Origin of the sequence: Treponema parvum (assembly GCF_017893945.1) — a bacterium.
Taxonomy (GTDB): Bacteria; Spirochaetota; Spirochaetia; order Treponematales; family Treponemataceae; genus Treponema_D; species Treponema_D parvum_A.
This window is the reverse complement of record NZ_CP054257.1, coordinates 367,668-384,359: the sequence shown is the minus strand read 5'-3', so window position 1 is coordinate 384,359 and position 16,692 is coordinate 367,668. Positions and strand designations below refer to the sequence as shown.

General features: G+C 45.3%; 15 protein-coding genes. 6 read left to right on the top strand and 9 right to left on the bottom strand.

Features of this window, described 5'->3' with window-relative positions:
* Positions 1-3: 3 nt before the first annotated feature.
* From HRI96_RS01770 to HRI96_RS01760, 3 genes are all read left to right on the top strand, one after another.
* Complete coding sequence (locus HRI96_RS01770; protein ID WP_210117824.1) at positions 4-363, top strand: type II toxin-antitoxin system RelE/ParE family toxin; 360 nt, start codon at positions 4-6, stop codon at positions 361-363.
* A complete protein-coding gene (locus tag HRI96_RS01765; protein WP_210117823.1) occupies positions 356-676 on the top strand; it encodes a helix-turn-helix domain-containing protein in 321 nt (106 codons plus the stop codon). The genes HRI96_RS01770 and HRI96_RS01765 overlap by 8 nt, the downstream gene beginning before the upstream one ends.
* Before the next feature lie 218 nt (positions 677-894).
* The gene (locus tag HRI96_RS01760; RefSeq protein ID WP_210117822.1) at positions 895-2,469 is read left to right on the top strand and encodes a glucose-6-phosphate isomerase; all 1,575 of its coding nucleotides are present in this window, start codon (positions 895-897) and stop codon (positions 2,467-2,469) included.
* Between the two features lie 57 nt (positions 2,470-2,526).
* Here HRI96_RS01760 and HRI96_RS01755 read toward each other — a convergent pair whose 3' ends face one another.
* Entirely contained in the window at positions 2,527-3,189 is a 663-nt protein-coding gene (locus tag HRI96_RS01755; RefSeq protein WP_210117821.1) for a hypothetical protein, read from the bottom strand.
* A 143-nt stretch (positions 3,190-3,332) separates the two neighbouring features.
* On the opposite strand from HRI96_RS01755, the gene HRI96_RS01750 reads away from it, so the two are divergent.
* Both HRI96_RS01750 and HRI96_RS01745 read left to right on the top strand, forming a co-directional pair.
* Positions 3,333-4,535: an integrase catalytic domain-containing protein gene (locus HRI96_RS01750; RefSeq protein ID WP_210116713.1), complete on the top strand. Its 1,203-nt coding sequence runs from the start codon at positions 3,333-3,335 to the stop codon at positions 4,533-4,535.
* A gap of 128 nt (positions 4,536-4,663) precedes the next feature.
* A complete protein-coding gene (locus HRI96_RS01745) occupies positions 4,664-5,893 on the top strand; it encodes a cation:dicarboxylate symporter family transporter (RefSeq protein WP_210117820.1) in 1,230 nt (409 codons plus the stop codon).
* Positions 5,894-5,999: 106 nt separating this feature from the next.
* On the opposite strand, the gene HRI96_RS01740 is transcribed toward HRI96_RS01745, so the two are convergent.
* Entirely contained in the window at positions 6,000-7,223 is a 1,224-nt protein-coding gene (locus tag HRI96_RS01740) for an FAD:protein FMN transferase (RefSeq protein ID WP_210117819.1), read from the bottom strand.
* Entirely contained in the window at positions 7,211-9,037 is a 1,827-nt protein-coding gene (aspS, locus tag HRI96_RS01735) for an aspartate--tRNA ligase (RefSeq protein ID WP_210117818.1), read from the bottom strand. The genes HRI96_RS01740 and aspS overlap by 13 nt, the downstream gene beginning before the upstream one ends.
* 255 nt (positions 9,038-9,292) lie before the next feature.
* On the opposite strand from aspS, the gene HRI96_RS01730 reads away from it, so the two are divergent.
* Positions 9,293-10,459 carry a hypothetical protein gene (locus HRI96_RS01730; protein WP_210117817.1) on the top strand — a complete coding sequence of 389 codons (1,167 nt, stop codon included), beginning with the start codon at positions 9,293-9,295 and terminating at the stop codon, positions 10,457-10,459.
* Between the two features lie 7 nt (positions 10,460-10,466).
* Here the strand turns inward: HRI96_RS01730 and HRI96_RS01725 are convergent, their stop codons facing one another.
* From HRI96_RS01725 to HRI96_RS01700, 6 genes are all read right to left on the bottom strand, one after another.
* A complete protein-coding gene (locus HRI96_RS01725) occupies positions 10,467-11,393 on the bottom strand; it encodes an AdipoR/hemolysin III family protein (protein ID WP_210117816.1) in 927 nt (308 codons plus the stop codon).
* Between the two features lie 127 nt (positions 11,394-11,520).
* A complete protein-coding gene (locus HRI96_RS01720) occupies positions 11,521-12,303 on the bottom strand; it encodes a sulfite exporter TauE/SafE family protein (RefSeq protein WP_210117815.1) in 783 nt (260 codons plus the stop codon).
* Entirely contained in the window at positions 12,300-13,085 is a 786-nt protein-coding gene (rlmB, locus tag HRI96_RS01715) for a 23S rRNA (guanosine(2251)-2'-O)-methyltransferase RlmB (protein WP_210117814.1), read from the bottom strand. Before rlmB ends, HRI96_RS01720 begins: the two co-directional genes overlap by 4 nt.
* 4 nt (positions 13,086-13,089) lie before the next feature.
* The gene (locus tag HRI96_RS01710) at positions 13,090-13,596 is read right to left on the bottom strand and encodes a YchJ family protein (protein ID WP_210117813.1); all 507 of its coding nucleotides are present in this window, start codon (positions 13,594-13,596) and stop codon (positions 13,090-13,092) included.
* Positions 13,597-13,724: 128 nt separating this feature from the next.
* Positions 13,725-15,170, bottom strand: coding sequence for a TrkH family potassium uptake protein (locus HRI96_RS01705; protein ID WP_210117812.1), 1,446 nt, complete (start codon positions 15,168-15,170; stop codon positions 13,725-13,727).
* 2 nt (positions 15,171-15,172) lie between these two features.
* Complete coding sequence (locus HRI96_RS01700; protein WP_210117811.1) at positions 15,173-16,618, bottom strand: NAD-binding protein; 1,446 nt, start codon at positions 16,616-16,618, stop codon at positions 15,173-15,175.
* Positions 16,619-16,692: the final 74 nt, after the last annotated feature.

Below are 16,692 nucleotides of genomic sequence, written 5' to 3'. Positions count from 1 at the left end.
AAAGTGCAAAGAGAATTTATAGAAACTCCCTCGTTTACAAAAAGATGGTTTGCGCTTGGATTTAACGATAATGATTTGGCCGAATTACAGCAATTTCTTATCAAAAATCCGGATGCAGGAAATATAATGGTCGGAACAGGCGGTTTGAAAAAGCTCCGGTTTGCTTTTAAAGGTAAAGGCAAAAGCGGAAGCGCCAGAGTTTGTTATGTCGATTTTGCAGCTTTTGAAAAAATTTATCTGATTCATGTTTTTTCAAAAGAAGAAAAGCCGAATTTGTCCGATGCGGAAAAACATGCAGTAAAAAAGATCATCGGCGTTTTGAGAACAGAAGCTGCAAAAAATCGGAGTGAAGAATATGAGTGAATTTTTTGAGAACCTAATGACAGGATTAAATGAAGCTGTTGCAATTGAGCGGGGTAAATTAAAAGGCCGTAAGACAGTTTATGAAATTCAGCCTGTAAAAAAATATGACAACGCTGAAATAAAGCAGATAAGAATTTCCGTCGGAATGACACAGGTTTTGTTTGCCAATTACATGGGCGTTTCAAGTAAAACGGTGGAAGCATGGGAAAAAGGAACCAATAGCCCCACCGGTACGGCTTGCCGTTTAATCAGTATGCTGGAAAATAAGACATTTGAAACACTGCCTTTCGTAAAAAAAACGGCGACTGTGTAAACATCGTGCAGTATTTGCGCCGCAAAGAATGACAATTATGCCCGCCCATCTGTACTGTGTTATACCAGTCACACTCGACGCGTCAAGCCGGTCGCGCAACACGCACAATTTCACGGATGACATTTACGGCTTTCAAGTATATACTTGTCCATAGTATATAACAGTATCTGTGAATATTGCTTTACACGTAAACGTTTTTCATTAACTTCGGAGGGTTTATGGAATATAACAATCTTGACGCGACGCAGTCCTTCGGCAAACTCAAAAGTCTGAAACCGTTCAATATAAAAACGGGTCTTACAAAAGAACGGATAAAAAAATATATCGCAAAACAGGGCGGCGGATTAACATATTCCTATGCGGCCATGCCGGTTGACGAAAAAATCCTGTCCGTATTGCAGCAGTTAAGCGAAGAACAGGAAGTTATCGAAAAATACAAAAGCCTTTTAAAAGGGGATATTATCAATACCGGCGAAGGACGCAGCGTATTGCACCAACTGGCAAGAGGGCAAGTCCTTTCCGAAAAGGTGATCATTGACGGTAAGGATAAGGCAAAATTTTATCTTGACGAACTTAAAAAAATCAAAGATTTTTCCGAAGACGTCCGAAGCGGTAAGATAAGGGGCTCCACGGGAAAAGCGTTTGATACCGTATGTCAGATAGGAATAGGCGGTTCCGATCTTGGGCCGAGAGCGCTCTACATCGCATTAAAAGGGTATTGCAGCGAAGCCGGAATAAAGCAGTTGAACGCTGAATTTATCAGCAACGTAGATCCCGACGACGCTGCGGAAGTTATGTCCCGCGTAAACATTGAAACCACTTTGTTCGTCCTTGTTTCAAAAAGCGGAACCACCTTGGAAACGCTCACAAACCAAATGTTCGTCATCAACGCAATGAAAAATAAAAATATCCCGGGTTTCGACGCAAAAAAACACATTGTGGCAGTAACCAGCGACACAAGTCCGCTCGCGTCTTCTCCGGACTTTATAAAAGCTTTTTTTATGGACGATTTTATAGGCGGACGCTACAGTGCGTCCAGTGCGGTAGGCGGCGTAATTCTCTCCGTCGCTTTCGGATATGAAGTTTTCAGCAAAATCCTTGAAGGCGCGCATGAAGCGGATGTTCTTGCGCTTGAAAAAGACATCACTAAAAACGCAAGTCTTTTGGACGCTCTTATAAGCATATATCTGCGCAACATACTCGATCTTCCCGTTACGGCGATCCTGCCTTATTCTCAGGCGCTGCTCCGCTTTCCCGCGCACTTGCAGCAGCTTGCCATGGAAAGCAACGGAAAGCACGTCAACCGAGACGGAAAGCCCATAGGCTATTCGACAGAGCCCATCATCTTCGGAGAGCCCGGAACAAACGGACAGCATTCTTTTTATCAGCTGCTTCACCAGGGCACGAATATATGTCCGATAAAATTTGTAGGATTTAAAGAGTCGCAGCGCAAAACGGATATTGAAATAAAGGGTTCTTTCAGCCAAACCAAGCTTCTTGCAAACCTGAGCGCCCAGATAGTGGCGTTTGCCCGCGGAAAGGACGATAACAACGCGAATAAGCAGTTTGAAGGCGGACGTTTTTCATCATTGCTTTTTGCCGATCGGCTTACGCCCAAAACTTTGGGTGCGCTTCTTGCCCACTTTGAAAATGAAATAATGTTTGAAGGATTTTTGTGGAACATAAATTCTTTTGATCAGGAAGGAGTTCAGTTGGGCAAAACTTTGGCGACAAAGGTTTTAAACGGTTGTGAAGGCGATGAGGTTTTAAAAGCCTATTCGGATCTTCTTTGACGGCGCACGCTCAGATTCACCGCAAAACGGCAAATTCTAATTAGATTATGGAACAGTTCAGCGGGGGAATAAGGGGAACACGAACGGCGGCTTTGAGCCTGGTTTTATCCATACGGCAGGGCGCTTTGCATCCGGCTTTTTTTGGGGAGAATCGATTTCGTCAAAATACCGGCCGAGCCATTCGGAAATTGAGGCGTCGTCTTTGTATCGGTCTTCCCTGTCGGCCTTAACCAAAACTACCGCTGTGGAAGCGCCGGATGTGCATCGCTCCGCCGTGCTTTTTGCAAAAGAAATAAAAGCGGACGCCGCCGCCTTTACGGAAGGATTTACAAACGCTGCGGTTTTGGGAAGCGGAGCGTAAATAAAGGCTATCTTTCCCCCTTGTTTTTCAAAGTGTTTTAATAATTCCGCAGTAAGATATTGATAGCCTAAAATATACTCGCAGCATATCTGCGTGCAAGTCTGTATGTCGTTTTCAGGAAATTTGGAGCAGACAAAACCTTCGTCAAAATACAAAACGGCTTCGGAAAAACCGTCTGCCTTATTGGCGCATTGCAAAACAAAAGAGCGCGAAGAAATAGCGGAAGACTTATTCCATAAAACATTGTCTTGCCCTACAGCAAACGCATTGCGCTCCGAATTTTTAAAGCCGTCCGCAAGATTTTTAGCCTCAGGCATTTCTTTTCCCGCAATCAGGATCGTTTTTTCCGCATTTTCCATAATATGTCAAGTATAACACACGATCGTATGATATTCTATATTCCGCATTGCCTCACGTAAAATCTAACCGAAAAAAAAGCGGTGAATCACGTAAAAATCTAACCCAAATCTGAGTCACAATAGAAGCCCGAAGGAAGGGCAAAATGGGGTTAGACATGAAAACGAAACAGAAATTAACCGAAGAAACGGCAAAACGCTACTGTACGGCAAGCAAAAAGCACAAGACGAAAATCATCGATGAGTTCATTGCGACCACCGGCTACAACCGAAAGTATGCCATCCACATTTTGAAAAACACGGCGTACATAAAAATAACACACTTTAACAACGTTGAAAAAAAGAGCGTGCAGGTCATTACGAAAGTACGCAAAAAGCGGCGCTATGAAAAATACTACTGTCAAGACGTACAACAGGAAGTTATTCGCCTGTGGATTTTATCGATGTATCTGTGTGCAAAACGCCTTGTTCCGTTCATCCGCGACAACATCGACTACTTTGCTCAAAAGGCAGGCTATGATGAACAACTCAAGCTTAAACTAAGCGCCATATCAAGCGCAACGGTCGCAAGGATTCTCAAGCCGGAAATCCCAAAACATTCAATCCGCGGTATTTCGACCACACGTCCTGCAAAAAATCTGAATAAGCTTATTCCCATACGCACCTATTTCAATTGGGACGAGAAAAAACCAGGCTTTTTTGAAGCCGACACGGTCGCTCATTGCGGTATGAGGAGCGAAGGTCAGTATGTTTGTACGCTCACACTCACCGACGTGCATTCAGGATGGACGGAAAACAGAGCTCTTTTGAACAAAGCCCAACGCTGGACAAAAGAAGCGGTCGATGATGTAAAAGAAAAATTACCGTTTAAGATGAAAGGCATCGACAGTGATAACGGAGGTGAGTTCAAAAATACTCAGCTGTTGCAATGGTGCCAAGAGCATAAGGTTGTATTTACCAGAGGTAGAGAATACAAAAAGAATGACAATTGCTTTGTCGAGCAGAAAAATGACAGTGTGGTACGAAGAATTGTCGGCTATTACCGCTTTGAAGGAGAAGAAACACGAGAAGTCATGGCAGAACTGTATGAATACTATAACAAGCTCGTCAACTTTTTTTTCCCTTCGATGAAGATTATCGCTAAGGCACGAATAGACGCAAAGGTTATAAAAAAATATGATACTGCTAAGACTCCTTACCGAAGGCTTATGGAAAGCAAGGAACTGAGCCCTGCTGAAAAAGAGGAACTGAGACGGAGAATGGTCAACTTGGATTTGCAACTGCTGCTTGAGAAAACACAACAGCTCCAAAGTACGCTTATCTCTATGGCTGTCCCTTGGTCAAAATAGCTACGGTTAGATTTTTACTTGAGGAACCTAAATCATTTGGGTTAGATTTTTATTTGAGGAAATACGTATTCCGCATTGCCTCGCGTATCGTATTTGCACGGCGTAACTCATTCTGGTATAATTTTTATATGAAAATATGGATAAAATATCTATTGGGCGCGATATTGGGCTTTATAGCGTCTTTCGCATTTCCTTCATCATCTCCGCAGACGCTCGCAACCGTTTCTTTTATCGCCGAAATATTTTTGCGGCTGGGTTTTTACATTCTCATTCCGCTTTTAACGTCTTCCGTAATAATTTCGGCCTTTAACCTTGCCGATTCAAAAATGCTTCTGAAATCGGCCTTTTGGACGGCAATAATCATAATAGGTTCGTCCTTGCTGCTCACATTCATAGGCTTGTTTTCAGTCATATTCATAAAATTACCGCGCATTCCCATCACCGTAGAAAAACTTTCATCCGTAACGGTTTTGGATATTTCGGATCTCATACGGAAGGCGCTCCCGTCTTCTTCTCTGTCTTCGCTTTCCGACGGTCTTTTTTTATTGCCGGTCTTTATATTTTCATTGGTAATAGGAATTGCCTGCAGCTACGACCGCTCCGTTTCCAGGCAGATAGTTTCTCTTGCGGATTCTTTTTCAAGGGTATGCTACCTTGTTATGGTCTTTTTTATGGAAATTTTTTCCATAGGAATTATAGCCGTAACGATCTCATGGGCGATCCAGTTCCGCAGCGTAATCGCGCAGGGAACATTTACGCCGCTGATATTGATCTTGTTGGGCAACCTGCTTTTCGTTTCGCTCATAGTTTACCCGGCGGTTTTGTACTTTTTGTGCCATGACCCGCATCCGTATCGCGTGTTGTACGCTTCAATCGCAGCCCTGCTAACTGCGTTTTTTTCGGGAAACACCAATATAACATTGCCTCTAATAATACGACACGGTAAAGAAAGCCTCGGCGAACAGCGAAGAATAAACGCTTTTTCAGCTCCGTTGTTTTCGATATTTGCGCGCGGAGGCTCGTCGCTTGTAACTATCGTCAGCTTTATCCTGATATGGCGCTCGTATTCAAGCCTGAGCATAGGTTTTTTCGATTTGTTATGGCTTACTTCTCTGTCGTTTTTGCTCTCATTCGTACTCGGCAACATGCCGACGGGAGGAACTTTTTTCGCCCTTACGGTTTTAGGAGCAATGTACGGCAGGGGCTTCGAGACGGGGCACCTTCTTTTAAAACCCGCCGCAGTAATAATAGGTTCCTTTGCCGCAGCCTTCGACGCGATAACGGCAATGTTCGGAACATATATCATTGCAATAAAGACCAAACAAATTCATCACAAGGAATTAAGCAGCTTTATTTAATGTGCGTTGCGCGCAAACGGAGTTTTCGGCGACGGTCGGCATGGTTCCGTCGGCAGCCTAAAGAGCCGGGGTTGCCGGCGACGAGCCGCCACTCCCTGCTAAAAGTTTATATGCCTTTAAAACCGTCCGTGGCGAAGATTTTTCCTTCGGCATCTATAAAAACCGCTCCGAGAGGGGGAAGGTCTTTCATGGGCGGAAGCAGGGGAAGTCCGTTTTCAAGGACATCCAAAACATGTTCTTCTCCCGAAACGCCGTTAAAAAGCCACATTCCCATCCCGTCGGAAACTCTGTCCTTTTTTTGCACGGTTTTTTGACCGAAGTCGGCCGGAGGCTCATCATCCGATGCCGAATCGCTTGTTGAATCTTTAGAAGCGGCTGAGGCCGCGCTTTTTACGATGCGGTCTATAAGCTGAAAACCTTTTTCTTTTCCTAAAATAAAAAGGCTCGTCGAAAGAGCGTCGGCCGCGATGCTTGACCTGCAAATGACGGAAACCGAAGTCAATTCATTGTTTTCAGGATAACCTGTTTTCGGATTTATTATATGATGATAGCGTACTCCGTCTTCAATAAAATAACGCTCATAAACTCCGCTTGTAACTACCGTAGACTCCGGCAAAGATAAGACGATTTTGGGTTCTCCTTCAGGATCATTGGGATTTTTTATTCCCACCCGCCACAAGCTCTTGTCTTTTTTTTGCCCCCAGACGTAGACGTTGCCACCCAAGTCGATCACGGCGCACGCTACTTTTCTGTCTTTCAATATGTGCGTTACGGCGTCGGCGGCATAGCCTTTTACTATTCCCCCTAAATCCAGCCGCATTCCTTTTTCCGGCAAAAAAACCGTATTCCCGTCAATTTTTACGTTTTTCCATCCTACAAGTTTTAAAGCGCCGTCCAATTCTTCTTTTTCAGGAATCCGCTCGTGTTCCGTGTTTATGCCCCAAAGTTTTACAACGGGACCGATCGTGGGATCGAAGGCGCCGTCGGTAATGCGCGAAAAGGCAAGAGCAACCTTCAGAACGGCAATCACTTCTTCCGAAACTTCTACACCCGTAACGCCGGCGGCTGCGTTTATTTTTTCTATTTCCGAAGAAGGTTTTGTAGTGCTGAACAGGGCGTCAATGGAACGCAGACGGGCGAATATTTCGTCGTAAACGGCCTTTGTTCCGTCTTCATATGCATTTATAGAACAGATAGTTCCGAAAATCAGCTCCGCTTGGGGCGATTCCGCCCGCTTGCAGGAAAAAGCGAGGAATAAAAAAGCCGCAGAAAACGCTGCAAAAAGAGTCTTATATAAAACCGTAGAATGATTTTTTTTTATGATTCGCATATCTTTATGTGCAATTCGTCGAGCTGAGCCTTATCGACAAAGCTCGGACAGTCATCCATGGGACTTTGCGCCAAATTATTCTTGGGAAAGGCTATCACTTCCTTTATGGAATCCGCCTGACACATAAGCATAGCAAGCCTGTCGAGCCCCGGCGCTATTCCCCCGTGAGGCGGCGCCCCGAATTTAAATGCGTTTACAAGAAAACCGAACGCTTTTTCGGCACGCTCTTTGCTGTAGCCGACTATTTTAAAAATTCTTTCCTGCAAGGAGGGATCGTTAATCCTCATTGAGCCTGAAGCGATCTCATAACCGTTCATGACAAGATCGTAAAGATCGCCTTTTACGCTCGCAGGATCGCTTTCCAAAACAGGCCAGTACTGTTTTTGCGGCAAAGTAAACATGTGGTGTTCCGTATCCCATTTGTTTTCATCTTCGTTCCATGCAAAATACGGAAAATCTATGATCCACGCAAAGTGGAATTTGTCGGCGGGGTTGTATAGGTTGAGGTCTTTTCCAAGCTGGCTGCGCACGGCGCCTAGCGCGACGCACGCCGTCTGCCACTTTTCATCCGAAACAAAAAGAATCAGGTCTCCTTTTTTTGCTCCAAGTTTTAAAAGAATTTCTTTTTCCTTTCCCGCATAAAATTTGCTTATGCCGCCTTCAAAATTCCCGTCCTGATTTACCTTAACCCACGCAAGCCCCTTAGCCTTATAGATCTTTGCCTTTTCTTCAAGGGCTTCTATCATCTTGCGGCTGTAATGCTCGGCCTGCCCTTCCAGTACCAAGGCTTTAATTGCGCTTCTTTTATGCCGCTCCACGCTTTTACCGGCTGCGGCTCCGCCGGCTTTAAACGCATTAAAATCCGCTAAGCCTGCCATAAAAGCTGCGTCCTGCATTTTAAGACCGAAGCGCAGATCGGGTTTGTCGGTTCCGTAAACGTCAAAGGCGTCCTCCCACGTTATGCGGTCAAAACGGACGGGCAGCTCATAGTTCAAAATCTTTTTAAAAACATAATTCATAAGCCCTTCCGTCGTTTCAAGAACTTCTTCCCTGTCCGTAAAGCTCATTTCCATATCGATCTGAGTGAATTCCGGCTGGCGGTCGCCTCTGGCGTCTTCGTCGCGGTAACATCTGGCTATCTGAAAATATTTGTCAAAGCCTGAAACCATGAGAAGTTGTTTGTAAAGCTGCGGACTTTGCGGTAGCGAGTAAAATTTTCCGGGGTGTATGCGCGAAGGGACAAGGTAATCGCGAGCGCCTTCGGGCGTGGATTTTATAAAAGTCGGCGTTTCAATTTCATAAAAGCCTTTTTCATACAGATAGTTCCGCACCGCAAGCGTCAATTTTGCGCGCAAGGCGATATTGTATTGCATGGGAGCGCGCCTGAGATCCAGATACCGGTACCGCAAACGCAGGTCGTCGTTAGGCAAAACAACGGATCCGTCTTTTTGCCGCACTTCGTCAATAGAAAACGGCAATGGATCGCTAGCTGTAAAAATTTCGATTTCTTTCGCCTCGATCTCGATCTCTCCCGTTTCCATGTCGACGTTAACGTCTTTTTCTGTGCGGATGCGAACTTTGCCTTCTACGGCAATGCAATATTCGCTCTTTAATTCCGCGGCGACTTTTTTAACTTCGGGCGGAGCGTCGACGTCCGCGACAATCTGTGTGATACCGTAGCGGTCGCGCAGCGTTATAAAAAAAATACCGCCCAGATCTCTGGTACGGTGAACCCATCCATTTAAAACAACCGTTTTTCCGGCGTCGGCTTTGCGAAGCTGACCGCAAGTGACTGTACGTTTTGTCGATTTCATGATGAAGTTATCTTACAGCAAAAACATTACATCTTCAATATATCGTTGCAGGGCGACGCCCCTAAGGATCCCGCTTTACCAATATGAATGTCCTGCCGAGGCTTTAGAAAACGCATTGTCGTGTCAACGCCGCGTATATAAATAGACAAAGTTTGCCATATTATGCTATAATTATAAACCGCATTTGGATTAAACTGCGAATTTCGGGCAAAACCGAATCATCGCTTATTTTTAATTGTAAAGTAGGAATAGATTATGAAAAAATGTTTTTTACTGTCTTGCCTTATACTGACGCTTACAGCCGTTCCCTATGCGCAGATAATGCAATCGGACGGATTTAGAAATTCTTTGGTTTTTGACGCTCAGAACAAAGACCCGTTACACGGAAACGCTAAAAGACGGCAAATAGAAATCGCCGACGTTTTTCAGGCGCGCATGGCGGCAGGGCCGCTTTGCGTAGACACCATGCTCAAATGGGGAGCGGTTTCCGTTGATGATTCTGAAGGAAATTTCGATCATCTGGAATTAAAATATTTGGACAGCGACGTAAATTTTATCTTTAAGCCGGCTAAAAATTTCGACGCGGCTATGGGAACCTATCTTAACTGGAAACTCGGCCCCGCTCCGACGCACGGCGGAAATTCTTGGGAAGCTGCTTACCACCTAAAAAACGGGGGCCTTTCTTACGGGCTTCCCGGCCAAGCGCCCGTTGTCGGAGCCGTTTATTATGCAAACTATATAAACGAAAGCCTCAGGCTTTCAAAAAGCACCTATTCCGTTCCTGAAGAAACTACCGAAGCGCTGGCGGCAAGGCTCTTTGTCGAAGACTATATGGAAATCGCCGCGGCAATTCCTTCAAACACTTCTACGGACGATTTTATCGCCAATTTGGGAATGCGCTTTACGCCTTCCGATGAACTATTGATAGCGGCCGCTTATAACGGTCTTTTTGCAGGCGACGGGAACCTTTACACGGGCGTTTCTTTCGGCATAGATGAAATTTCTGTGGACGGCTGGATAGGAATAAACAATATAGGCGGAAAAAAGAACAACAGGATAACGGGCTTGGGCGGAGCGATAAATTTCGCCGTAAAAACATGGACGTTACGACCCGAAGCCGGCCTTACATTCTATGAAAACAAAGACTATTCTATGGCGCTGTATGCGGGAATAAACATGTCGCATACGATAAAAGAAAATTTAAAGCTCGGCATTTGGGGTTCCCTAGCCTTCGGATCCGACGACGAGAACGGTTCAACAAAGACAGGCGGAAAAATTTTCGACGTGCGGCCGAACGTGACGTACTATATCAATTCGACCGATGCGCTTTCTGCAGCCTATGAATATCAGTTTGTAACCGTCAACACCGACGTTAATTACAACATTTGGCACTTGGGCCTTTTTTGGACGCACGCATTCTGACGCGGATCTAGGGTAATATCGAATACACTGTAAAAAAGCAGAATATATTTGCGATTATCATCAACAGGTGAAAAATACAATTTGTCCAGCGCACTCTTTTCATCGTGTGGAAAAGCTCCGCAACGGCACATGAAACTGCTGCAAGGATTAAAAGTTTAACCGGCACAACTGTAAGCAAGGGCTTAAGCAGTATCAGTTCCGCGATTAAAAGCGCGGCAAATAGCAGCGCAGAGATGCGCATACCGGTTTTTCGTACGGAAGGTTTTGCTTCGAGCGAAGAATAAAAGGCTACCGAAAAAACCGCCAGCGCCCAGCAAAGCCCGAACAACAGCCATCCTGCAGCGCCTCTTATTATCACAAGAGCAAATAAGGACATGATCGCCGACGCATATAAAAAAGCGAAGTCGTACGTCAGAATTCTAAAAACTCTTTTTGCGCTGTACGAACAAAGCGCGTGTGAAAACGTCGACATGAGATAAAGCAAAAACAAAAAAACACCCGCCAAAGTATAGCTTGTGACAGTCCTTCCGAGAACGGCTTCCGGAGAGAGGTTTACCGCATGCACTATAAAAAGCACAAGAGCCGCAACGGAAAGTCCCGCTCCGATCCCTATGGTAATGGAATTGAACAATTCTTCTCCGAACGAAAAAAGTCTTTCTTCCCTTTTCATTTTGATTTCGTAGGCGATACGAGCTTCGGCTTTTTTTTGGGCTTTTAAAGCCCTGCGCTTCGAACGCTCCGATCTGTATGCGGCGTCGGCTGCGTATTTTGCCTTTAATCTTTCGGGATCCGAAGAAAACTGTATATTCACCTGCCGGATTTCTTCCGCCGCTTTTTCCTGTATATCCTTAATGCGGCATTCCCGTTTTGCTTTAAGAGACTTCAGAGTAGATCTTCTTGCGGCCTTTGCCGCGGCAATGTCCTGTTTGTCCATATCATTCTCCAAATTCATATTTACCTTACGGCCGGCTTTCCGCCGAACTCTGTGTAAAACCTGCCGGCGCCTTAAAATCGATCGATACGGCGAACTAATCGACGTTAAATCTAAATACTTTATAATATCATACTTTAAGGAAATCTGATACGATGTGAGCGATCAATAACACCGAAACTATAACTATGACCGGCCGTATTATCTTTGCGCCGTTTTTGATAGCCAACCGGGATCCCAAAAAATTTCCGCCGACGGAACAGAGCATACAAGGAATCGCAACCATAAAAAAAACTTTGCCGGCCGCTAAAAACGCCGCCGCAGAACCTATGTTCGAAGCAAGGTTTATAACCTTGGCGGTTCCGCCCGCGGTCAACAAGTTCATGTGCAAAAGAGCCGCCAAGATGAGCGTTAAAAACATTCCCGTGCCGGGCCCGAAAAAACCGTCATACCAGCCTACTATAAGGCCTGTGAACAATGCTCCTGCCGAAAAGATCGGCCGCTTAATCGGCGCTTTTTCCTTTTCAAAACCGAACCTTCGGTTAAAGATCATAAATACTACAACTACAGGCAGGATAACGAGAAGGCATATTTTAAGAGCGTCGGAAGACAAGCGCAATGCGGTTCGCGCACCGAAATTTGAGCCGATCAAAGCTCCTATTGTACCGAAAAGAGCGGCTCTTGCATTTACGCAATTATTTTTAAAATAATTTAAGGAAGCACACAAAGTGCCGAATCCGTTTACAAACTTATTAGTCCCGTAACAAACATGGATCGGGAGACCGGCAAAAATATAGGCGGGAAGAGAGATAAGTCCGCCTCCGCCGGCAACGGAATCGACGAACCCCGCTAAAAAGATAAGCGGACACAAAACGGCCAATGTTACGGGATAGGAATAATGAAGAAACATCATAACCTTTGCCGGTATATTTCATAGAGCAGGACGCCTGCCGCAACTGAAACGTTAAGGCTGTCTATCCTGCCGCATGTAGGAATCGAAACCAAAGCATCGCACTGATCCGCAAGAAGCCGTGAAATGCCTTTGCCTTCGCTTCCCATAACAAGAGCGGTCTTTGCGGCAAAGCTCAATTTTTGAACAGGAACACCCGAAGAATCTGCGCCGTAAATCCAAAATCCCGCCTCTTTTAAAAGCTGCACCGATCTTACAAGATTTTTTACTGCAACGACAGACACCCATGCGCTCGCCCCTGCGCTGGATCTGGCTACGACATCATTGGATCGAACGTCCCCGACGGAACGCCGCTCCGGAACGATGACCAGCGACGCCCCGAATTGATCCGCGCTGCGTAAAATTGCGCCCATGTTATGAGGATCCGTGACGGAATCGAGAACGACGACCGTCAATCTTGCATCGTCGCTTCGATCGATCTTTGCTATCCAGCCGTCAAAATCGACAGCGTTATCCGAAGAATCTTCTTCCGTCTGAAGGACAACCCCTCTGTGATCCCGGGCATGAGCGTCGAGAGGCAGAGACTGCACCATCTTATCAAGAGTTTCCGAAGCACAAGGAGAACAGACAATACCGGCTCTCTTTGCATCTTCTATGATCTTTTTTACTCTGGGTCCCGGTTTTGCATAAAAGACTTCCATAGACGAAACTTTTTCTTTGAGTTCCGAGACGGAGCGAATTTTTTCTTCTACTGCGTGAAAACCCGTGTAAAGCTGTTTTGGCATAAAACTAATTGTCGCGTCCGCAGCAATGTTTATACTTTTTACCCGATCCGCAGGGGCACGGATCGTTCCGCCCGATTTTTTTTCCTTCGCGGACAACTGTCGTGGTCTTTAATTCCCCTACGGAATATATCCATTCTCCGTTTATCTTTTTAAAATGTCCCGTTTCATGATGCACGTCTCGTATTTGCTTACGAGTATAAGCCGCTTCAAATTCTACGATACCTTCCGTATCGTTTTCTTTTCCTTTTTCCGTTCTGAGAATCTTTAAGCCGTGCCATGTGGACGTCTTGCTCCAGTCTTCCGTGGCTTTTCGATCGATTTCCGCAATATTTTCGGCGTGCTCGCACGTATTGATTATGAAGTCTATTTCATGTTTGACATAGGCCGTATATCTTGCGCGCATTAAAGCTTCCGCCGTCGGCGCAAGAGTTTTTCCTTTGATTATCGGCTCACAGCATTCGCCGAATTTTTTTCCGGAGCCGCAGGGACAAATTTCCGTTTCTTTATTCATGTTCATCAGTATATCAGATCCGTCACGCTCACGCCAGTATGCAAAAATCGACAAAAACCGAGTGTGCATAAAGAGCCCGGCAAAAAATCGTGGAAAAATTTTCGCGCATATTTATGATTTTGCGCGCCCTATTTTTTCCAGTAGGATTTGGTAAAATATATTATCATAGTGTAAAGTTCAAGACGTCCCGCCAGCATGGCAAACGAATACCACCACTTTACAAAATCCGGTAAAAAACCGTAATTGTACGAAGGCCCGAATTTTCCGAAAGCGGGACCTACGTTACCCAACATGGCGAGAGCTCCCGTAAAAGAACTTAAGATTCCTACATTCCCCAAGGTGCCGACGAAGGTTGTAACAAATATCAATAAAAAATAAAAATAAATGAACGCCGCAACGTTAAAGACCACATCTCTTCTTCCGGGCTTTCCGTTGAGATGAATTGTAAAAATTCCGTGCGGATGAAGCATGCGAAGAATTTCATTTGAACCCTGCTTTGCAAGTATGACCCAACGTATAATCTTAACGCCTCCCGCCGTAGAGCCCGAACATGCGCCTAAAAAATAAAGGAGAAATATCACAAACTGTGCGGGCGGAACCCAAAGGGTATAGTCGGCCGTGGCGAATCCCGTGGTAGATATGATAGACGCTACGTTAAAGGCAGCGTGCCTGAGCGAATTTATAAAGCTGCCGAACTGAGGCTTTATAAAAACGGCGACTGCTAACGATGAGATTATAAAAACCGTCGCGTAAGCCTTAAGCTCCGTGTTTTCACGTATATCCTTAAATTTTCTGCTTACGGCGTAAAAGTACATCGTAAAATTTATGCCGCTCAAAAACATGAACACGGTACAAATCCAATCAACCGCCGCAGAATTATATCCGCCTATGCTCGCGTTTTTCAGCGCAAACCCGCCGGTACCGAGGGTTGCAAACGCAATGGAAGCCGAATTTACGAAGTCAAGGCCTGCGGCCATAAGAAGCATCGTCTGTATAGCCGTCAAAACAACATAGATGATCCACAAAGCCTTCGCAGTGTTAGTGATCTTGGGCGTAACTTTTCCCTTTTCAGGGCCTGTGGTCTCGGCCTTTATAAGCTGAAACCCTCCGACTCCCAACAGCGGCAAAAAAGCAACCGTAAGAGCCACGATTCCCATGCCGCCCAGCCAATGCATAAGGCAGCGCCAAAGATTTATGCTTTTCGGTAAATCGTCCACATTTTCCAGAATAGTACCGCCCGTCGTAGTAAATCCGCTTACGCTTTCAAAAACGGCGTCCGCAAGACGCGGTATGCAGCCGCTTGCCATAAGAGGAACGGCGCCTAGGAGGCTTGCAAAAATCCACGAGCACGCGGCAATTACAAACGCTCCGCGTGTCGACAGGCTTAACTGTTCGCCGCGCCCCAAAACGACGCTTATTATTCCTAAAATCACTACTATGATCATAGGTATTAAAAAGACGGGAACAATTTCATATTCCTTGTACGCTAAAGCGACAAAGATAGGCATCAAAAATGAAAGCCCTACTATGGCGAGAAGAACGAATATTATGCGGAGAAAAATCTTTATTGTCATCTTTATTTTGCTCCATTAAAAACATCGAGGATCCGCTGCGTTTCGCTTGTTTTCGTTACGAGGATCAACGTGTCTCCCGCAGAAAACGCGGTATCTCCGCTCGGTATTACGAATTCCTTGGTTCCCGCTTTTTGCAAAAGAAGCACTAAAAACGACCCCGGATCGGCAACGTCGCGCAAAAGCTTTCCCGTAAGCAAAGACGCCGGCGGCAATACGTATGAGATCACTTCGTGTTCTCCGTTGGTTATAGTGTGTATTCCCGTTACAGTTTTGCCGCGCAAGTGGCTCATTATGCTGTCAATAACAGAATCCCGCAACGGTATGGGAACATTTATTCCGAGTCTCCGCGCGATATCCGCATATGCGGAGCTTGCAACCAGACTTATCGTCTTTCCTACGCCCATGGATTCAAGATATGCGGCCAAAACCATATTCATTTCGTGATTGTGAGTAGCGCAGATAACCAAGTCATAGGTGTTCAGTTTTTCTTCCTGAATAAACCCCTCGTCCATCACATCCGCACAAAAAACGCTGGCTTCCGGGAAACGCTGTGCGGCAGCTTTGCACAAGGCTTCGTCTCTGTCGGCAATTAACAGATCCTGAGAAGTCTTTAATGAGCCCTTGTTACCGAAAAGTCTTGAAATCAATGTAGCCTTTTTGTGCTGGACTATCTGTTCGGCTACGATAGTGCCTATTCGCCCCGCACCGACAAGCGCGATCTTTTTTATTTCTTTGATATTGAATCCGAAAAGAGAAAAAATTGAAGTCGCGTTTTCCTTCTTTGTCAAAAGGCCTATGCTGTCGCCATGATGCAAAACGGTCGCTCCGCTGGGCAAAGACGCAATCCCTTCCGATTCAACATATGCTATCAAAAACGGTTTGTCCGTCAAATTTCGAATTTCTATAAGATTTTTTCCGTCTACCTTGCTGTCTTTTTCCACCCTAAGTCGGATCAATTCAAAATCGGAATTATCAAAGGTAAGAACGTCGCTTACGGCCCCGCTGCGGACTGCTTCAACGATGGCGTTTCCCGCTTCGACGTCAGGATGAATCATAAAGTCTATCCCGTAAAGAGGTCTGTGTTCTCCTCCGAACGTTTCCGCATGCTTTGTAACTGCGACGGAGGTATTTATGTAATACGAGTAATTGCGGACTCTGGCAATTTTAAGGATATTAGGATAAACGGCGTCGGCAAGCGAACAGGTTATCATATTGACTTCGTCGCTTTCCGTAACGCAAATAAGAGCATCGCATTTAGCAATCCCCGCATCCTCCAAAACTTCAAGGTTGTTTCCGTCCGCCTGTATTACGGAACAGTCAAGCCTGTTCGAAGCGTGACGTACCGTTTCTTCGTCGTTATCGATAAGAATAACATCGTTTTTTTCATTTATAAGACGTTTTGCAAGCTGTACGCCCGTAAAGCCGCCTCCTATTATTATGATTTTCAAATAAGTCTCCTAAAATTTGTTTTATACTCGTAAATATCATATACATATTTTAAAAAAAGTAAAATACGGTAAAG

Bases quoted from the DNA above. Each gene is read 5' to 3' on its own strand.
- HRI96_RS01760 (WP_210117822.1), top strand. From the start codon at position 895: ATGGAATATAACAATCTTGACGCGACGCAGTCCTTCGGCAAACTCAAA.
- HRI96_RS01765 (WP_210117823.1), top strand. From the start codon at position 356: ATGAGTGAATTTTTTGAGAACCTAATGACAGGATTAAATGAAGCTGTT.
- HRI96_RS01755 (WP_210117821.1), bottom strand. From the start codon at position 3,189: ATGGAAAATGCGGAAAAAACGATCCTGATTGCGGGAAAAGAAATGCCT.
- HRI96_RS01705 (WP_210117812.1), bottom strand. From the start codon at position 15,170: ATGACAATAAAGATTTTTCTCCGCATAATATTCGTTCTTCTCGCCATA.
- HRI96_RS01740 (WP_210117819.1), bottom strand. From the start codon at position 7,223: ATGCGAATCATAAAAAAAAATCATTCTACGGTTTTATATAAGACTCTT.
- rlmB (WP_210117814.1), bottom strand. From the start codon at position 13,085: ATGCCAAAACAGCTTTACACGGGTTTTCACGCAGTAGAAGAAAAAATT.
- HRI96_RS01720 (WP_210117815.1), bottom strand. From the start codon at position 12,303: ATGATGTTTCTTCATTATTCCTATCCCGTAACATTGGCCGTTTTGTGT.
- HRI96_RS01745 (WP_210117820.1), top strand. From the start codon at position 4,664: ATGAAAATATGGATAAAATATCTATTGGGCGCGATATTGGGCTTTATA.
- HRI96_RS01725 (WP_210117816.1), bottom strand. From the start codon at position 11,393: ATGGACAAACAGGACATTGCCGCGGCAAAGGCCGCAAGAAGATCTACT.
- aspS (WP_210117818.1), bottom strand. From the start codon at position 9,037: ATGAAATCGACAAAACGTACAGTCACTTGCGGTCAGCTTCGCAAAGCC.
- HRI96_RS01710 (WP_210117813.1), bottom strand. From the start codon at position 13,596: ATGAATAAAGAAACGGAAATTTGTCCCTGCGGCTCCGGAAAAAAATTC.
- HRI96_RS01750 (WP_210116713.1), top strand. From the start codon at position 3,333: ATGGGGTTAGACATGAAAACGAAACAGAAATTAACCGAAGAAACGGCA.
- HRI96_RS01730 (WP_210117817.1), top strand. From the start codon at position 9,293: ATGAAAAAATGTTTTTTACTGTCTTGCCTTATACTGACGCTTACAGCC.